Below are 16,106 nucleotides of genomic sequence, written 5' to 3'. Positions count from 1 at the left end.
ACCGCGTCCTTCACTACCGACCCGGAGGGGCGGGCTGCCTACGGTCGTGCTCTGAGGATGGCGGACGATGGCAACGGAACGCTTTTTCCTCCAGCTGGATCCGCCCCTGGAGGCCATGCGCGACTGGCCCCACGTGGTGATCGTGGGCGGCGGCTTCGCCGGGCTCAAGGCCTGCAACGCCCTGGCCGGCCAGCCGGTGCGCGTCACCCTGATCGACAAGCGCAACTTCAACCTCTTCCAGCCCCTGCTGTATCAGGTGGCTTCCGGGCTCGTCTCGGAGGCCGACGTGGCCTCACCCCTGCGCCAGATGGTGGGCGAGGCCGCCAACATCCAGATCCTGCTGGGCGAGGTGGTCGACATCGACACCGAGGCCAGGGAGGTGGTGTTCAACGACCACCGCTACGCCTACGACCACCTGATCCTGGCCAGCGGTTCGGGCAGCACTTACTTCGGCCATGAGGAATGGCGCCCCCTGGCGCCGCCGATGAAGATCCTTGAGCACGCCGATGAGATCCGCCGCCGGCTGCTGATGGCCCTCGAAGAAGCCGAGCAGACCCGGGACCCCCAGCGGCGCCGCTTCCTGCAATCGGTGGTGGTGGTCGGGGCCGGGCCGGCGGGATGCGAACTGGCCGGCTCCCTGATCGAGCTGATGCATCGCGCCGTCGACCGCGACTTCAAACAGCTCGAACGCGCCCAGTGCCGGGTGATCCTGCTGGATGCGGTCGACCGGGTGCTGCCGGCGATGGCCGCCAACCTGTCCAAGGAGGCGGCGGCCTACCTGGAGCGGGCCGGCGTCGAACTGCGCCTGAACACGATGGTGGCCTCGATCGAACCCGGCCGGGTGATCCTCCAGTGCCCCGCAGACGTCTCCGCTGGCGAGGCGGACGCCGCCGGCGGTGGCAGCGGCGACTTAGAGGCCGCCACGATCTGCTGGACCGCCGGGGTGCGCGCCTCCCGCCTCGGCCGGCTGCTGGCGGAACGCACCGGCGCCCCGGTCGATCGGGGCGGCCGGCTGCAGGTGGAGGCCGACTTCTCGCTGCCGGGTCATCCGGAGATCCGGGCGGTGGGCGACCTCTGCCACTACGCCCACACCGGTGACGGCAAGGTGCTGCCGGGCATGGCGGGCCCGGCCGTGCAGATGGGCGGCTGGGTAGCCCGGGACATCCTGGCGGGCCTCGAGGGGCGCCGCAGCGACCCCTTCCGCTGGTTTGATCTCGGCAGCATGGCCGTGATCGGCCCCTGGTACGCGGTGGCCGATCTGCGCGGGCTGCATGTCAGCGGGCTGGCGGGCTGGGTGCTCTGGGCCCTGGCCCACCTCGCCTTCATCCCCGACACGGAAAACCGCATCGCCCTGTTCAGCAAATGGATGTGGCAGATCGCCACCCGCCAGCGCACGGCCCTGCTGATCACCGGCCGCCCCGACCAGCACCTCGGCGTCGATGTGGGCCTGGAGCGGGCCGTGCCGCCGGGTGGCCTGGCTCAGTCGCCGGAAGTGCCCCCCTCCGAACCCTTGAACCGATTGATCAGCACCCCCAGGATCACGGCGATGTAGAGCGGCCCGGCGATGCCCAGCACCACACTGGCCATGCGCGCCGGAGGCAGGGCCGGGGTGATGTCGCCATAGCCGGTGGTGGTGAGGCTGACGAAGGCGAAGTAGTTGATACGGGCGAAATCCAGCTCCAAGACGCTGTGGGCGGCCACCCCCGCATGGGAGCGCACGATGGCGGCCTGGCCATCGGCGGTGTTGGCCAGGAAGCTGCCGGGCTGGATCGTTTCCAGCACGCTCAGCACCAGGCCGCCACTGAGCCCGAGCAGGAGATAGCCGGCCACCGCCCCGACCACCACCGGACGGGTGGCCCGGGGCTCCCGGCCCAGGGTCCGCACAAGCCGCACCAGGCTCCAGCCGATGAACAGCGTGGTGATCAGCAGCAGGGGCACCCCGGACAGGCGCCACGCTTCGGGGGTCAGCAGCCAGTACAGCTGGGCGACGAGGTTGGCGCCTCCCAGCGCCAGGTACAGACGGTCACCCCAGTCACGCGCCACCGAGCCGGCGAGGAAGCCGCCCAGCTCGACGGAGGTGAGCAACGTGATCAGGAAGTAGCCCACCGATCCGGCCAGGCGCAGCGTCTGGGGAAACGCCAGGCTCAGCATCACCAGCAGGCACAGAACCAGCAGTCGGCGGTAGAAGCGGTGCCGCCGGCGCGCCAGGCCTTCCGGCGTGGCCGGAGCTGCCGGAGGTCGGATCACGCGGGCCATGAACTCAGAACCGTCAAGGTAGGCCGCGCCTCAGCAACAGTCAGCGGCCCTGGACGCGAAAGCGGATCACCGCCTGATACTGGAGACATCCGCCAAGAACCCGATGGCCTTCCGCTTCCGGCCCGCCACCCGCCTGCTGCCCGCTGCCGCGGGACTGCTGCTGGCGCTGGCCCCCCTGGCCCCGGCCCTGGCCCAGGGCATCCCCTTCAATGAGATCCGGGCCCTCAACCTGGCCCGCAACGCGGCCGTGCTCAGCAATGGCGGGCTGACGGTGTACACCCCGGCCAACTGCATGTTCAGCACCTCAGCGGCCACCAACCCCTGCCTGGTGCGCAGCGACGCTGACGGCTTCGTCTACCGCTTCCTCGGAGGCCCCCCCGGCTGGGAGGCCAAGGGGCTCCCGGCCACCACGGAAACCGAGATCAAGATCGCCCCGGATGGTCGCCGGGTGGTGGCCATCCTGTTCAACGGCCCGCCGCGCTCCCGCTGAGGGCAGCGGTCAGCCAGGGGAAAGCGGCCTAGCCTCCCAGCAGTCTCCCCAAGCCCTTGTCCGTCCCCGCTTCCCCCACCCTGCGCTGGGTCACCGCCGGCCTGCTGCTTGTCGCGGCCGTCCTCTGTCTGGCGCTGCCTTTCGTCTCAGCCACCCTGCTCACCATCGCCCTGGGTGGGGTGGCGATCGCGGCGGGCGCCTCCCAGCTGCTGCGACTGACGTCGGCCGATGACACCCGCAGCAAGCTGTTCCGCGCCATCTCCGCGGTGCTCTACGTGGTGGGCGGCATCGGCCTGGTGGCCTTCCCGGTCGCCAGCACCGTGAGCCTGACCCTGTTCATCGGCGTCCTGCTGGCCGTCGAGGGGGTGATGGAGCTGGCGGGCGCCGCCGCCGGCACAGGGCCGGCCCGGGGCCTGGTGCTGCTCGATGGCATCGTCACCGTCGTGCTGGGCGGGATGCTGATCGCCGAATGGCCCTCCGACAGCATCTGGGCCATCGGCACCCTGTTCGGCTTCGGCCTGGCCTTCTCCGCCTTCAACCTGATCACCGCCACCCCGCCCGCCGCACCCCAGGGCTGAGGCTCATTCGGGCACGGCCGGGCCCTCCGCGCGGCGGGGATCCACCGCCCCGAGGCTGCCGCCAGCCTCGAGCACCTCGACGCTGTTGGCGGCCCCCATGGCCGGGGCCTGGCGGACGTTGTGGCCCATGGCCTCCAGCAGGCGGCGGCTGTCGGGGCTGACGCCCTGCTCGACATCGATCCGGTCGGGCCACAGCTGGCTGTGGATCCGGGGCGCGGCCACGGCGCTGGCCAGGTTGAGGCCATGCACCACCCGGTTGAGCAGCACCTGCAGCACGGTGGTGATGATGCGGCTGCCGCCGGGGCTGCCGGTGGCGATCCAGGGGCGGCCATCGGGGCGGAACAGCAGGGTGGGGGCCATCGAACTGAGCGGTCGCCGGCCGGGGGCGATGGCGTTGGCCGCCCCCTGGCGCAGGCCGAAGGCGTTGGCGCTGCCAGGCAGGGCGCTGAAATCGTCCATTTCGTTGTTGAGCAGGAACCCCAGCCCCGGCACGCTGATGCCGTTGCCGTAGGGGAAGTTCAAGGTGGTGGTCAGGGCCACCAGGCCGCCCTGCCGGTCGGCCACCGACAGATGGGTGGTGTTGGTGCCCTCGCGCGCCGAGGCCGCCTCCAGCGCCGGGGCCGGGGTGTGGCGGCGGGGGTCGAGGCGCCGGCGCAGGCCCTCGATGTGGGCCGGCGAGAGCAGCCGTTCCACCGGCACCGGCCCCTGCTCCGGATCCCCCAGCAGGGCGTTGCGGTCGCGGTAGGCCAGGTTCATCGCCTCGGCCATGGGATGCAGGCTGGCGGCGGCATTCAGGCCGCTGCCAGCCAGGTCGAAGGGCTCGAGGATCGCCAGGATCTGCAGCAGGGTGAGACCACCGCCGGGGGGCGGCATGGTGAGCAGCGGATGGCCGCGGAAGCGGCCCTGCAGGGGCGCCACCAGCCGGGCGCGGTAGGCGCGCAGATCGGCGCGGGTGATCAGGCCGCCGCCCCGCTCCATCACGGCCACCAGGGCGTCGGCCACCGGCCCGCGGTAGAAGCCGCGCTCCCCTTCGGCGGCGATGCGGCGCAGGGTGGCCGCCAGCTCGCTCTGGCGCAGCCGCGTGCCCGGCGGCGGGGCGGGGAGGAACTGGCGGCGGGAGGCAGGGTCGGCCTGCAGGCGCGGGGCGGCGGCGGCCAGCGAATCGCTCAGCTCGCGGCTGACCGGGAAGCCCTGCGCCGCCAGGCGGATCGCCGGCGCCATCACCACCTGCAGGGGCAGGCGGCCGTAGCAGCGCTGGGCCAGGGCCAGCCCGGCGACAGTGCCGGGAACGGCGGAGCTGAGCAGGCTGCGGGTAGCGCGGGCCCGGTCGACCTGGCCGTCGGGGCCCAGGAACATGGTGGCCGTGGCCGCCGCCGGGGCCGTTTCGCGGAAGTTCACCGCCACCGCCGTGCCGCCGCCGATGGCCAGCTCGGGGCCGGTCCTTGGCTGGCCGCCGGGGGGTACCTCAGCCAGGCAGCCGCGCGCGCGGGCCGGCGAGGGCCCCGGCAGCCAGAGCAGCAGGAAGCCGCCGCCGCCCAGGTTGCCGGCCTGGGGCAAGGTGACCGCCAGGGCGAAGGCGGTGGCCACCGCCCCATCCACCGCATTACCCCCCTGGCGCAGGATCGCGGCTCCCGCCGCCGAGGCCAGCGGCTCCTGGGCCGCCACCAGCCCCCGGGCCGACCACAGCGGCCGGAAGCGCTGCTCGCCCTCCAGCAGCACGTTGCTCTCCGGCGGGGCGAGTACGGCAGGTGCCTGGGCCTGGGCCACCGGCACGGCCAGCGTCCCCGCCAGCAGCAGCAGCGCCGCTGCGGCGGCCCCCCGGCGAGCGGCGCTCACAGCGGAACTCCAGCGCCACCGGCGGCCGGGGTGCCGTAGCCACCGCCGCCGGGGGTGGCGATCTCCAGCAGGTCGCCGGGCTGCACGCTCACCTGGTCGCAGCCGGCGAGATCTTCCAGCCGGCCATCGGCCCGCTCCAGCCGGTTGCGGCCCACGGCGCCATCGCCGCCACCCGCCAGACCGAAGGGGGGCACCCGCCGGGACCCCGAGAGGATGGCGACGGTCATCGGCGCCAGGAAGCGCAGCCGCCGCACCACCCCCTCACCGCCGCGCCAACGCCCCGTGCCGCCGCTGCCGCGGCGGATGGCGAAGCGCTCCAGGCGCACCGGGAAACGATCCTCGAGGATCTCCGGATCGGTGAGGCGGGAGTTGGTCATGTGGCTCTGCACCGCGCTGGCTCCGGCAAAGCCGCGACCATCGGGCCGCACGCCAGCCCCGGTGCCGCCGCAGATGGTCTCGTAATACTGGCAGCGGGCATCGCCGAAGCTGAGGTTGTTCATCGTGCCCTGGGCCGCCGCCATCACGCCCAGGGCCCCGAACAGGGCGTTGGTGACCGCCTGGGAGGTTTCGACGTTGCCGGCCACCACCGCCGCCGGCGGCAGCGGGTGCAGCAGGCAGCCATCGGGCACCACCAGATCGATCGGCGCGAAGCAGCCGGCGTTGAGCGGAATCGAACGGCCCACCAGGCAGCGGAACACGTAGAGCACCGCCGCCTTGGTGATCGCCAGCGGGGCGTTGAAGTTGCCCTGCTGCTGGGGGGAGGTGCCGCTGAAATCGATGCGGGCGCGGCGGGCAGCCCGGTCGAGGCGCACGGCCACGACGATGCGGCTGCCGTTGTCGAGTTCCACCGTGTGGTCGCCATCGCTGAGGCCGGCGATCGCCTCGGCCACCGCCGCCTCGGCGTTGGCCAGCACGTGGCCCAGGTAGGCGCGGACCTCGCCGATGCCGTCGCGGGCCAGCAGCCGCTGCAGTTCGTCCACCCCCAGCTGGTTGGCGGCCGCCTGGGCCTGCAGGTCGGCCAGGAGCTGGTCGGGGTTGCGCACCGGATGGGGGCCGGCCGCCAGGCGCTGTCGCCACGCCGGGGCATCGAACTGGCCCTGGCGCAGCAACGGCACGTGGCGCAGCAGCAGCCCCTCCTCCTCGATCCGGCGGCTGAAGGGGGGCATCGAGCCCGGGGTGAGGCCACCCACATCAGCATGGTGGCCGCGGCAGGCCACGAACAGCAGCGGCGTCGCCCCGCCCTCGGGGGGGAACACCGGGGTGATCACGGTGATGTCCGGCAGGTGGGTGCCGCCATCGAAGGGGTCGTTGCTGGCGTAGGCCTCGCCGGGCGCCAGCGGCGGCACCGAGCCGGCGGCGACGGCGGCCAGCAGGCTGGCGACGCTGTCCCCCATCGAGCCGAGGTGCACAGGGATGTGGGGGGCGTTGGCCACCAGCCGGCCCGCCCCATCGAACAGGGCACAGGAAAAGTCGAGTCGCTCGCGGATGTTCACAGAGCGGCTGCACTGGCGCAGCCGCTCGCCCATCTGCTCGGCGATGGCGGCAAAACGATGGTTGTAGAGCTCCAGCCGCACCGGATCCACCACCCCGGCGCTGCTGCTGGCCAGTGCCGGACCGGCTGCCGGCGTCTGCCGCTCCAGGAGCAGCTCGCCCCCCACCAGCACCCGGCCGCTCCAGCCGGGCTCCAGCACCGTGGTGCCGGTGGGCTCCACCACCAGGGCCGGCCCCGCGATCCGCTGGCCCGCCGCCAGCTGCTGCCGGCGCCACAGGGGCACCTGCCGCCAGTGCATGCCAGCGCCGTGCGCCTCGCCCAGGCACAGCGGCACCCATGCGGAGGGCTCGGCCGGCAGCGGCGTTTCGGGGGCCGCCGCCAACGCCGCTGACGCGGCCACCTCGGACGGCGGGGCGCCCACCTCCACCTGGAGCCGCTCCACAACAAGCGGCTCGTCCGGCACCGCAAAACCGAAGCGCTGGCGATGGCGGGCTTCGAAGCAGACGCGCAGCTCGGCCAGCAGGTCATCGCCAGCGATGGCGGGCCAGGGCAGCTCCAGCCCCTGGTCGCTGCCGCGGTAGCGCAGCTCCAGGCGGGCCTGCCAGCGCGGCTGCTGGTCGGGCGCCAGATCACCAGAGCCGCGCAGGGCGGCGGTGGCCTCGCCCACCAGCACCGCGATCTCCTGCTCCAGGCGAGGCCGCAGGACCTCATCGAGGGGCTGGCGCAGGGTGCGCTCCCGCAGCAGCGACGGGCGGGCCAGGCCGATGCCGTAGGCCGAGAGCACCCCGGCCAGGGGATGGAGCAGCACCCGGGTGAGGCCCAGAGCGTCGGCCAGGGGGCAGGTCAGCTGGCCGCCGGCGCTGCCGAAGGTGACAAGCACGGCGCCGCGCAGGTCGTGGCCCCGCTGGATCGAGATGCGCCGGATCGCTTCGGCCATGCGCTCGATGGCGATCGTCAGCGCCCCCTGGGCCGCCGCCTCGGGCGCGCCCGCCCCCAGCTCGCGGGCCAGGGCCTCGAAGCGCTGCAGCACCACCTCCCGATCGGCCGGCTGGTCGCCGCCCGGGCCGAACAGGCTTGGCAGCGCACTCACCGGCAGGCGGCCCAGGAGCAGGTTGGCGTCGGTGATCGCCAGGGGCCCCCCGCGCCCATAGCAGGCGGGACCGGGGTTGGCGCCGGCCGAACGGGGACCCACCTGCAGGCGCCCGTCCTGGACGTGCAGCACCGAGCCACCGCCGGCCGCCACGGTGTGGATCGGCAGCATCGGCGCCAGCAGCCGCAGGCCGTCGATCTCGGTTTCGTTGCTGCGTTCCCAGGCGGCCGCACCGCGGCTGCCATCGAAGTGGAAAACATCGGTGGAGGTGCCGCCCATGTCGAAGCCCAGGATCGGGGCGTCGCCGAATCCGGCCGCCGCCGCCGCCGCCACGGCCGCCACCATGCCGCCGGCGGGGCCGGAGAGGATCGTGTCCTTGGCCTGCAGCAGGGCGGGCGACTGCAGGGCTCCAGCCGACGTCATCACCCGCAGCGGGATGGCGGCCCCAATGGCGGCACGCACCTGATCGAGGTAGGCGCCCAGCACCGGGGCCAGGGCCGCCTCCAGCACGGTGGTGTCGAGGCGGGGCACCAGCCGGGGCTGGCGGCTGAGCTGGTGGGAGAGCAGCACCGGGGCGAACCCCTTCGACGCCAGCCAACTCCCCAGGGCCTGCTCATGGACCGGATGGCGGCCGGCATGGAGCAGGGCCACGGCCACGCTGCGGAAGCCGTCGGCCCAGGCCTGGGCCAGGGTCTGCTCCAACGCTTGGTCCAGCGGCAGAGGCTCAAGCTCCTGCCCATCCGCCGCCAGCCGACCGCCCACTTCGACCACTCGCACGCGCAGGGGATCGGGCCGCAGGATCTCCAGGGCAAAGAGATCGGGGCGGTGCTGATCGCCGATGCGCTGCAGATCAGCGAAACCGCGAGTCACCAGTAGCAGCACCGGCGCCCCCTGGCGCTCCAGCAGGGCGTTGGTGGCCACGGTGGTGCCCAGGCGCACCTCCGCAACGAGCCCGGGGGAAATGGGTTGGTCCGGCGCCAGGGCGAGCAGCTCGCGCAGGGCGGCCACGGCGGGATCCTCAGGAGCTGCTCCGCCCGGTGGGCGCGGCGGATCGGAGAGCCGCTTGCGCACCAGCAGCTCACCACTGGGAGTGCAGGCCACCACGTCGGTGAAAGTGCCACCCCGGTCGATCCAGAAGCGCCAGCCGGTGCTCGTCACGACGGCCGTCGCTGTCTGGGTCGGAAGGCAGACACCAAGATGGGCGATGGAGAGGCCCTCCCAGGATGAAGGTGTCGTCGGCATCTGGGAAGCCGGATATCGGAGAGTCCAGCCTGCTGCTTGCCGCCGTGCTCGGCCGCATCATCCAATTGTCGCTGCTGCGTTTCGAGAGCGAAGCCGGATGCCTTTCTGGACAGAGGTGAGCCTATCGATGGGGAATCTCGTTGTCGCCATCAGCCCCAGGATGGTGGACATTCCAATCCTCACCCAGCTCAAAACCCTAGTGCCAGCAGAGCCATACGCCGTGATGGCATTCGCGTCCACCTGGTGGTCAGCGCTGCCTGCAATGGATCCAGGCGGTGGTGCTGGGATGCATGCTGGCATCAGATCGTCATCAGCGATGAAGATCCTGCAACAGTGACTGCCGAGCCAGCCATAACCATCAATGATGGAATCAACGACGGCAAAGTCACAATGAAGCGGCGAAGTCATCGCTTCTATCCATCCTTTGCTGTCGGGATTGCCTCCGCCATTCTGCTGGCTCCGCATGCGGCCTTCGCCCTGGATATCACTTTCGTTCTCGAGGGTGTCATCCGTGGCCTGGAGACAGGACAGACCACGGATTTTCCACCCACTGAAGCCTGGCTGACCTTCACCCAGCCGAGCGACGCTCCGAAGGGTCTCTATAGCAGGGCGCCCATCTGCCTGCTTCCGGATTGTGACTTCATCTCCGTGGACGCCAGTAGCAAACAGCTCAACACTCCTGCCCTCATCCATGGCGTCAACGGCGGCTGGCAGCTGCTGATCACGCCCTCGGCTCGGCTTCAGGCCATACGACCCCAGGGATTCAGACGTGCCTGGCCCCATACCCATCCTGGGCGTCGCTGCCTCCTCCAGGTGCAACCAGCACGTGCGAAAAGGGTCCGCGGCCGCCTCACCGGTAGTTCTCGAACTGCAGCGGCACCTCTAGGTCCTCGGCGCGCAGCAGGGTGATCACCTGCTGCAGATCGTCCTTGTTCTTGCCGGTGACGCGCAGGCTCTCGCCCTGGATCGCCACGGTCACCTTCTTGATCTGATCACGCACCAGCTTGCTGAGCGTCTTGGCCAGCTCCTGGCTGAGGCCCTTGCGCAACTTCACCACCTGCTTGACCCGGTTGCCGCCCACCGGCTCGGGCGTCTGCAGGTCGAAGATCTTCAGCGACAGGTTGCGCTTGGTGGCCTTCTGGCGCAGCACGTCCATCACCGCATCGAGGGTCATGTCGCTGGCGGTGGTGATCGTCAGGCTGGCCTCCTCCACGTCGATCTCGGTGGCCGAGTCCTTGAGGTCGTAGCGCTGGCCCACCTCGCGGCGCACCTGGTCGACGGCATTCACCAGCTCCTGGCGGTCGAAGTCCGAGACGACGTCGAAGGAATAGCTGTCGGCCATGGGGCGGGCGAAGGCAAGGCAGCGCCAGCCTAGAAAAGAGACCTCCGGCGCCCCCCTCCCGATGACCATCTCCCTGCTCACGCCCCTCCTGGCGGCCAGCATCGCCCTGCCGGTGCTGCCGGCGGCGGCGGGTGGGCCCTTCGCCTGGTCCCTGGTGCTCTCGGGCGCCGTGGTGGTGCTCAGCCTGATCCCCCTGGGCGCCGCCCGCTCCCAGGCCGACTTCAAACCCTCCGACCTGGCCGCCCCCCGGGCGATGTTCGAGCGGCTGCCGGCCTGGGGCAAGCGGGCCAACTGGGCCCACCAGAACAGCTTCGAGGCCTTCACCCTGCACGCGCCGGCCTGCCTGCTGTGCCTGGTGGTGGCGCCCGCCGTAGTGGCGGCGGCCCCCTGGCTGGCGCTGGCGGCCTGGCTGCACCCCCTGCTGCGGCTGGGCTACCTGGCGGCCTACGTGGCCAACATCCCAACCGTGCGCAGCCTCTGCTGGGCCGGCGGCATTCTCTGCACCGCCCTGCTGTATTCCGAAGGGCTGCGGGCCGTGCTGCGCAGCTGAGTCAGCTGCCGCCCCGTTCCTGGAAGCCCTTGAGGGCCGCCAGCAGCGACGCCGGGCTCTGGGGATCCACCATCAGCACCGATCCCCCCTGGGCGGCGGCCATCTGCTGGCCCATGGCCATCCAGTCCCTGGCGAGCAGCAACCGCAGACCCTCGGCCGCCGCCGGATGGGCCTCGATCACGGCGGCCAGTTCGGTGGCCGCCTGGGCGCGGGCCTTGGCCAGCAGCAGCTGCTGCTTGGCCTGGGCATCGGCATCCAGCAGCACCGCCTCCTGCTTGGCCTTGGCATCGAGCACCAGGGCCTCGGCCCGGCCCCGGGCCGCATTCACCTGGGATTCCCGTTCGCCCTCGGAGCGCAGGATCGCCGCCCGCTTCTCCCGCTCAGCGGTCATCTGCTGCTCCATCGCCTGCTGCACCCCCTGGGAAGGCTGGATGTCGCGCAGTTCGACCCGGGTCACCTTGACGCCCCAGGGGTCGGTGGCCTGGTCGAGCTCCTTGAGCAGGGTTTCGTTGACCTCGCTGCGGGTGGTGAAGGTCTGGTCGAGGTCGAGCTTGCCCATCTCGGCCCGGATCTGGGTGAGCACCAGGTTGACCATCGCCGCCTGCAGGTTGTCGACGCCGTAGTAAGCGCGGGCGTGCTCCAGCAGCTGCCAGTACACCACCGCATCCACCTCGATCGAGACGTTGTCGCAGGTGATGCACTGCTGGGGCGGAATGTCGAGCACCCGTTCCTTCAGGGATTCGTGGCTCACCACCCGCTCCAGGCCGGGAATCACCAGGGACAGGCCGGGGCGCAGCTGCCGGTCGTACTTGCCGAGGCGCTCCACCAGCATCGAGCGGCTGCTGCTGGTGACCTTGACGCCGCTGAGGCCCAGGCCGGCCAGCACCACCAGCACCGGAATGATGAGCGCTTCCATGCAGGGTTCTTCACTGGGGCCACGCTAGGCAGGATGGGGGGGAAGGCCAACGGTCCGGTGGCTTTCGTCGCCAGCGTCTCCGCCCAGTCTCCGCCCAGCCTGCGCCCCTTCGCCCCCCTGTCGATGCCCGCACCCCCGATCCTCTGGCTGGCCCTGGCGGGGGTGTTGCTGCTGCTGGAGCTGGTGGGCGCCGACGCAGACGGCCTGCTGCTGATCGGCGGCGTGGCCGCCCTGCTGCTCACCCTCGTCGCCATCCTGCTGCCGGTGCTGCCGCCACTGCTGCAGCTGCTGCTGTTCGGCGCGCTGGTGGGGGCGGGCTACGGCTGGATGCGGCGCTGGTCGGCCCGGCGCCAGGCCCAGCCGATCCCCCCCGGTGAACGGGCCGAGCTGGCGGAGGTGACCAGCGGCTTCGATGCCCATGGGGATGGCCGTGTGCGCTGGCAGGGGCAGAGCTGGGCCGCCCAGAACCTGGCCCCGGACCAACGGCTGGCCCCCGGCGCCCAGGTGACCGTGATGGGACGGGAGGGGACGCGGCTGCAGGTGCTGCCGCGCCAGGAGTCCCTGCCCGGCTGACCCAGGCCGGATCAGTCGAAGAACATCAGGCTGACCACCTTGCCCATGTCCTCGGCGGTGCGGCAGCTGGAAAGCAGGGTTTCGCTGTCGTGGAAGGCGTAGCAGATCAGGTGATCGCAGCGGTTGATGATCTCCTGGTTGCAGAGGCTGCTGGCCATGGGCAGGGGCAGGTCGTCGTGCTCCGGCTTTTCCACCAGATGCAGCACCCGCTCCAGCTGGCTGCGGGATTCGCCGGGCTGGCGATCCAGGCTCTGGGGCAGCAGCACGGTGAGCCGGGCCGGATCCACCTCCAGCACGCTGCGGATCACGGCGGCGTTGACGCCCTGGGCACCGGAGGTGATCAGGTTGTGGCCCTCCTGGGCCAGGGAGCGGGCCACCAGCTCCACCAGATGGATCGACACCACCGGCACATGGCGGCTGCCGAGGAAAGCGATTCTGCGTTTGCCCCGGTCCTGGAGCATGGCCAGCTCCTGGGCGAGCGTATCAATCCGGTCCAGGGCCGGAATATCTAAGGACCGGGTCACCCGTTATCGACAACCAACAAAAAGAAACTAGCAGTGCCCTCAGGCGGGGACCGCCAGGCGCAGCCGGCCGAACAGCCGTTCGAAGTGGCAGTTCTCTTCCACCAGGCGGATGGCATAGGTGGCCTTGACGGCCTCATGCAGGCGCACATGGCCGATGGCGGCGTCGATCACCTCCACGGTGGTGAGGGTGTCGTGGTCGACCTTGAGCACCGGCACCTCCAGTTCCTCGGCCCGGCTGATCAGCTGGGGCAGGGGTTCGCCGGCCCCCGTGAGGATCAGGCACTGGGTGGAGGCCTCCAGGGCGGCCAGCTGGATGTCGGTGCGGTCGGCGCCGGTGACCACGGCCATGTTGCGGCGGCGCCGGAAGAACTCCATGGCCGAGTTGACGTTCATGGCGCCGATCGAGAGGGTCTCCACCAGCAGATCGAGGCCGTCGCGGCAGCAGAGCACGGTGGCCTCGAGGCGCCGGCCCAGCTCCTCCACCGTGACGCTGCGCAGCAGGGGGCTGCGGGGCATGACGCCCAGCACCGGAATCCCCAGCCGCTCCAGAGCCGGCTGCACCGCCTCCCGCACCTCCGGCACCATCTCGGGCAGCACGGCGTTGAGCACCACACCAGCCAGCAGATCGCCCAGCTGGCGACGGGCCTCCAGCAGGGCATCGACGCTGCGGCTGTCGCCCCAGGGATGCACCAGCAGCACCGGCGCCTGCAGGGCCTGGGCCAGCTGCACCAGGCCCAGGCCGTAGAGCTGGCCCTCACTGAGGCTGCCGGCCCCTTCCAGCAGCACCAGGCGATCGGCGTCGTCGTGGATGCGCCGCTGCAGCAGCGCCAGGCCCTCCCCGGGGGTCAGGTCCCCGGCCAGCAGGCGCTCCCGGGCGGCCTTCGGCTCCATCACATGCAGCGACGGGATCAGCTGCTCCTCGGACAGTCCGAGGGTGTCACCGATGAAGCGGACATCGGGATCGAGCAGGAGGTGGCCCGGCCCCGCCTCGGGGAAGGCAGCCAGCGGATCGTCCATGCAGGTGACCAGCGGCTTGCCGAAGGCGAGCGGCACGCCCCCACGGGCGAGTTGGCGGCCAAGACCGAGCACCACCGCCGACTTGCCGCTGAAGGGTTCACAGGAGCCGATCAGCAGGGGGATGGACATGGGTTGACCTCGCCGGGTCCTGCAGGTGCCGGGCAATCTAGGCAGCACGTCCACCGCAGGCCGATGCCGGACCCCTCGAGCGACTCCCTCACCGTGGCCATCACCGGGGCCAGCGGCGCCCTGGGCCAGGCCCTGCTGCGCCGCTGGCACGGCCGTGGGGCGCAGCTGATCGCCCTTTGCCACAGCCAGGCGCCCCTGCAGCTGGCCGGCCCGGACGGTCAGCCGATCCCCCTGCGCCAGGTGCACTGGCAGGTGGGCCAGGAGGCGGCCCTGGAGCCCCTGCTGGAGCAGGTGGACGTGCTGGTGATCAACCACGGCATCAACGTCCATGGCGACTGCAGCGCCGCGGCCACCGGCTGTTCGCTGGAGGTGAATGCCCTGAGCGCCTGGCGGCTGCTGGAGCTGTTCGCCATGGTGGCGTCGCGGCGGGAGGGGCGCCGGCGGGCGGAGGTGTGGGTGAACACCTCGGAGGCGGAGATCCAGCCGGCCGTGAGCCCCCTTTATGAGATCAGCAAGCGGCTGCTGGGCCAGCTGCTCAGCCTGCGGGCGCCGGAGCTGGCACAGGCGCTGCGCCTGCGGCGGCTGGTGCTGGGGCCGTTCCGCTCGGCCCTCAATCCGGTGGGAGTGATGGGGGCCGACTGGGTGGCCGGCGAGATCCTGCGGCAGGCCGACTGGAACTGCAGCCTGATCATCGTCACGCCCAACCCGCTCACCTACGTGCTGATGCCGTTGGCCACCCTGGGCCGCTGGGCCTATGTGGGCCTGCTGCGGCGCCCCTGAGGGCAGCGGTCTGGCCTAGAAGTCGCGGTCGGTGAGGATGTCGCAGCCGTCGGCGGTGACGACGATCGTGTGCTCCCACTGGGCGGAGAGGCTGCCGTCGGCTGTCACCACGGTCCAGCGGTCCTTGAGGGTGCGGCAGCCCTTGCCGCCGGCGTTGAGGATGGGCTCCACCGCCAGGGTCATGCCGGCCCGCAGCTGCATGTTGGGCAGATCCCTGGTGCGGTAGTTGAACACCGAGGGCTCCTCGTGCAGGTTGCGGCCGACGCCGTGGCCCGTGTAGTCCTCAACGATGGCGTAGCCATGGGCCTCGACATGGTCCTGGACGGCACCGGCCAGCTCCAGCAGGGTGCTGCCGGCCTTGACCGTGGCCAGGCCCTGCATCAGTGATTCCTGGGCGACGCGGCTGAGGCGGCGGGCCTCCTCGGGCACGCCCTCGCCGACGCAGAGGGTGACGCAGCTGTCGCCATGGAAGCCCTCGAAGTAGGCGCCGGTGTCGATCTTGACCAGGTCGCCGGCCTTGATCACCCGTTTGGCGCTGGGGATGCCGTGGACGACCTCGTTGTTGATGCTGGCGCAGATGCTGGCGGGGAAGCCGTGGTAGCCCTTGAAGCTCGGGATGGCCCCCATGGCGCGGATGCGGGTTTCGGCGTGGCGGTCGAGGTCGCCGGTGGTCATGCCCGGGGCGGCCAGGTCGATGATCTCCCGCAGCACCGTGGCGACGATGCGGCTGGCCTGGCGCATGATCGCGATCTCGCGTGCCGATTTCACCTCGACACCACGGCGGCCCTTCTGGATGCGGGGACCGGCCTGGGTGAGAGGGGTGCCACCGCCCTTGACGCCGTTGGTGCTGGCCAGCAGATCGGCGAACAGGTTCATGCGGTGGGAGTCGGAGCCGGACATTCAAGTTATCAATGGCGTCCCTCCAGCTGTTGGTTCGCCGTGTCCACCCCCTCCCCAGTCGCACCCTCACCGTCCTGGGGCTTGCGCCTGCGGCAGGCCCATGCCTGGCTGGCGCCGCTGGTGCTCGCCCCCCTGCTGCTCTCGGCCGTCACGGGGGTGGGCTACCGGCTGCTGCGCGACTGGGGCGGGCTGAGCCGGGACCAGGCCCATCCGCTGATGGTGCTGCACGAGGGCGAATGGCTGCAGGGCTGGGTGGGCGACGTGGGCGAGACGCTGTACGTGCTGCTCAACGGCCTGGGGCTGCTGTGGATGCTCGTCACCGGCGGCGTCATGGCCTGGGAGCGGCTGCGGCGGGACTGGCGACGGCGTGGGGGGAGGGGGGTCACCTGAA

16 protein-coding genes are annotated in these 16,106 nt (G+C 71.3%); 8 read left to right on the top strand and 8 right to left on the bottom strand.

All coding sequences use genetic code 11. The features are described from left to right. Nucleotides 1-67 precede the first annotated feature (67 nt). Nucleotides 68-1,552 (top strand): NAD(P)/FAD-dependent oxidoreductase, encoded by a 1,485-nt coding sequence (locus KBZ33_RS00920; RefSeq protein WP_254949594.1) that lies wholly within the window; start codon nt 68-70, stop codon nt 1,550-1,552. Here KBZ33_RS00920 and KBZ33_RS00915 read toward each other — a convergent pair. Further along, nucleotides 1,480-2,256 carry a potassium channel family protein gene (locus KBZ33_RS00915; RefSeq protein ID WP_254949595.1) on the bottom strand — a complete coding sequence of 259 codons (777 nt, stop codon included), beginning with the start codon at nt 2,254-2,256 and terminating at the stop codon, nt 1,480-1,482. The two genes, KBZ33_RS00920 and KBZ33_RS00915, sit on opposite strands and share 73 nt — an antisense overlap. A 103-nt stretch (nt 2,257-2,359) precedes the next feature. Between KBZ33_RS00915 and KBZ33_RS00910 the strand changes: the two genes are divergently transcribed. Further along, nucleotides 2,360-2,746 carry a hypothetical protein gene (locus tag KBZ33_RS00910; RefSeq protein WP_254949596.1) on the top strand — a complete coding sequence of 129 codons (387 nt, stop codon included), beginning with the start codon at nt 2,360-2,362 and terminating at the stop codon, nt 2,744-2,746. Between the two features lie 56 nt (nt 2,747-2,802). Continuing rightward, on the top strand, nt 2,803-3,324 hold the full coding sequence (locus tag KBZ33_RS00905; protein WP_254949597.1) for an HdeD family acid-resistance protein: 522 nt from the start codon (nt 2,803-2,805) through the stop codon (nt 3,322-3,324). Nucleotides 3,325-3,327: 3 nt separating this feature from the next. Here KBZ33_RS00905 and ggt read toward each other — a convergent pair whose 3' ends face one another. Next, nucleotides 3,328-5,160 (bottom strand): gamma-glutamyltransferase, encoded by a 1,833-nt coding sequence (gene ggt / locus KBZ33_RS00900; protein ID WP_254949598.1) that lies wholly within the window; start codon nt 5,158-5,160, stop codon nt 3,328-3,330. After that, the gene (locus KBZ33_RS00895) at nt 5,157-8,900 is read right to left on the bottom strand and encodes a hydantoinase B/oxoprolinase family protein (RefSeq protein WP_254949599.1); all 3,744 of its coding nucleotides are present in this window, start codon (nt 8,898-8,900) and stop codon (nt 5,157-5,159) included. Before KBZ33_RS00895 ends, ggt begins: the two co-directional genes overlap by 4 nt. Before the next feature lie 65 nt (nt 8,901-8,965). Here KBZ33_RS00895 and KBZ33_RS00890 point away from each other — a divergent pair, with 65 nt between their 5' ends. Continuing rightward, nucleotides 8,966-9,103: a hypothetical protein gene (locus KBZ33_RS00890; protein ID WP_255011377.1), complete on the top strand. Its 138-nt coding sequence runs from the start codon at nt 8,966-8,968 to the stop codon at nt 9,101-9,103. 731 nt (nt 9,104-9,834) lie between these two features. Here KBZ33_RS00890 and KBZ33_RS00885 read toward each other — a convergent pair. After that, nucleotides 9,835-10,326 (bottom strand): YajQ family cyclic di-GMP-binding protein, encoded by a 492-nt coding sequence (locus KBZ33_RS00885; protein WP_254949601.1) that lies wholly within the window; start codon nt 10,324-10,326, stop codon nt 9,835-9,837. 61 nt (nt 10,327-10,387) lie between these two features. Between KBZ33_RS00885 and KBZ33_RS00880 the strand changes: the two genes are divergently transcribed. Beyond that, nucleotides 10,388-10,876, top strand: coding sequence for an MAPEG family protein (locus KBZ33_RS00880; protein WP_254949602.1), 489 nt, complete (start codon nt 10,388-10,390; stop codon nt 10,874-10,876). A gap of 1 nt (nt 10,877) precedes the next feature. On the opposite strand, the gene KBZ33_RS00875 is transcribed toward KBZ33_RS00880, so the two are convergent. Next, nucleotides 10,878-11,792: an SPFH domain-containing protein gene (locus KBZ33_RS00875; RefSeq protein WP_254949603.1), complete on the bottom strand. Its 915-nt coding sequence runs from the start codon at nt 11,790-11,792 to the stop codon at nt 10,878-10,880. Between the two features lie 57 nt (nt 11,793-11,849). On the opposite strand from KBZ33_RS00875, the gene KBZ33_RS00870 reads away from it, so the two are divergent. Beyond that, entirely contained in the window at nt 11,850-12,365 is a 516-nt protein-coding gene (locus tag KBZ33_RS00870) for an NfeD family protein (RefSeq protein WP_255011375.1), read from the top strand. 11 nt (nt 12,366-12,376) lie between these two features. Here KBZ33_RS00870 and KBZ33_RS00865 read toward each other — a convergent pair whose 3' ends face one another. Further along, nucleotides 12,377-12,889 carry a DNA recombination-mediator protein A gene (locus tag KBZ33_RS00865; RefSeq protein ID WP_254949605.1) on the bottom strand — a complete coding sequence of 171 codons (513 nt, stop codon included), beginning with the start codon at nt 12,887-12,889 and terminating at the stop codon, nt 12,377-12,379. A gap of 39 nt (nt 12,890-12,928) precedes the next feature. Continuing rightward, nucleotides 12,929-14,035 carry a phosphotransacetylase family protein gene (locus KBZ33_RS00860; protein ID WP_254949606.1) on the bottom strand — a complete coding sequence of 369 codons (1,107 nt, stop codon included), beginning with the start codon at nt 14,033-14,035 and terminating at the stop codon, nt 12,929-12,931. A 63-nt stretch (nt 14,036-14,098) separates the two neighbouring features. Here KBZ33_RS00860 and KBZ33_RS00855 point away from each other — a divergent pair, with 63 nt between their 5' ends. Further along, complete coding sequence (locus KBZ33_RS00855) at nt 14,099-14,815, top strand: NAD-dependent epimerase/dehydratase family protein (RefSeq protein WP_254949607.1); 717 nt, start codon at nt 14,099-14,101, stop codon at nt 14,813-14,815. Between the two features lie 15 nt (nt 14,816-14,830). On the opposite strand, the gene map is transcribed toward KBZ33_RS00855, so the two are convergent. Then, a complete protein-coding gene (gene map, locus KBZ33_RS00850; protein WP_254949808.1) occupies nt 14,831-15,691 on the bottom strand; it encodes a type I methionyl aminopeptidase in 861 nt (286 codons plus the stop codon). Between the two features lie 63 nt (nt 15,692-15,754). Between map and KBZ33_RS00845 the strand changes: the two genes are divergently transcribed. Next, nucleotides 15,755-16,105, top strand: a complete 351-nt coding sequence (locus KBZ33_RS00845; protein WP_254949608.1) for a peptidase — start codon at nt 15,755-15,757, stop codon at nt 16,103-16,105. Nucleotide 16,106: the final 1 nt, after the last annotated feature.

Origin of the sequence: Cyanobium sp. Cruz-8D1, from assembly GCF_024345975.1 — a bacterium.
Classification (GTDB): Bacteria; Cyanobacteriota; Cyanobacteriia; order PCC-6307; family Cyanobiaceae; genus Cyanobium.
Note: the sequence above shows the minus strand (reverse complement) of the source record. Positions and strands in the feature narration are given on the sequence as shown.

Coding starts and splice junctions, on each gene's coding strand:
- KBZ33_RS00920 (WP_254949594.1), top strand. CDS start 68: ATGGCAACGGAACGCTTTTTCCTCCAGCTGGATCCGCCCCTGGAGGCC.
- KBZ33_RS00915 (WP_254949595.1), bottom strand. CDS start 2,256: ATGGCCCGCGTGATCCGACCTCCGGCAGCTCCGGCCACGCCGGAAGGC.
- KBZ33_RS00910 (WP_254949596.1), top strand. CDS start 2,360: ATGGCCTTCCGCTTCCGGCCCGCCACCCGCCTGCTGCCCGCTGCCGCG.
- KBZ33_RS00890 (WP_255011377.1), top strand. CDS start 8,966: ATGAAGGTGTCGTCGGCATCTGGGAAGCCGGATATCGGAGAGTCCAGC.
- KBZ33_RS00885 (WP_254949601.1), bottom strand. CDS start 10,326: ATGGCCGACAGCTATTCCTTCGACGTCGTCTCGGACTTCGACCGCCAG.
- KBZ33_RS00880 (WP_254949602.1), top strand. CDS start 10,388: ATGACCATCTCCCTGCTCACGCCCCTCCTGGCGGCCAGCATCGCCCTG.
- KBZ33_RS00875 (WP_254949603.1), bottom strand. CDS start 11,792: ATGGAAGCGCTCATCATTCCGGTGCTGGTGGTGCTGGCCGGCCTGGGC.
- KBZ33_RS00860 (WP_254949606.1), bottom strand. CDS start 14,035: ATGTCCATCCCCCTGCTGATCGGCTCCTGTGAACCCTTCAGCGGCAAG.
- KBZ33_RS00855 (WP_254949607.1), top strand. CDS start 14,099: ATGCCGGACCCCTCGAGCGACTCCCTCACCGTGGCCATCACCGGGGCC.
- map (WP_254949808.1), bottom strand. CDS start 15,691: ATGAACCTGTTCGCCGATCTGCTGGCCAGCACCAACGGCGTCAAGGGC.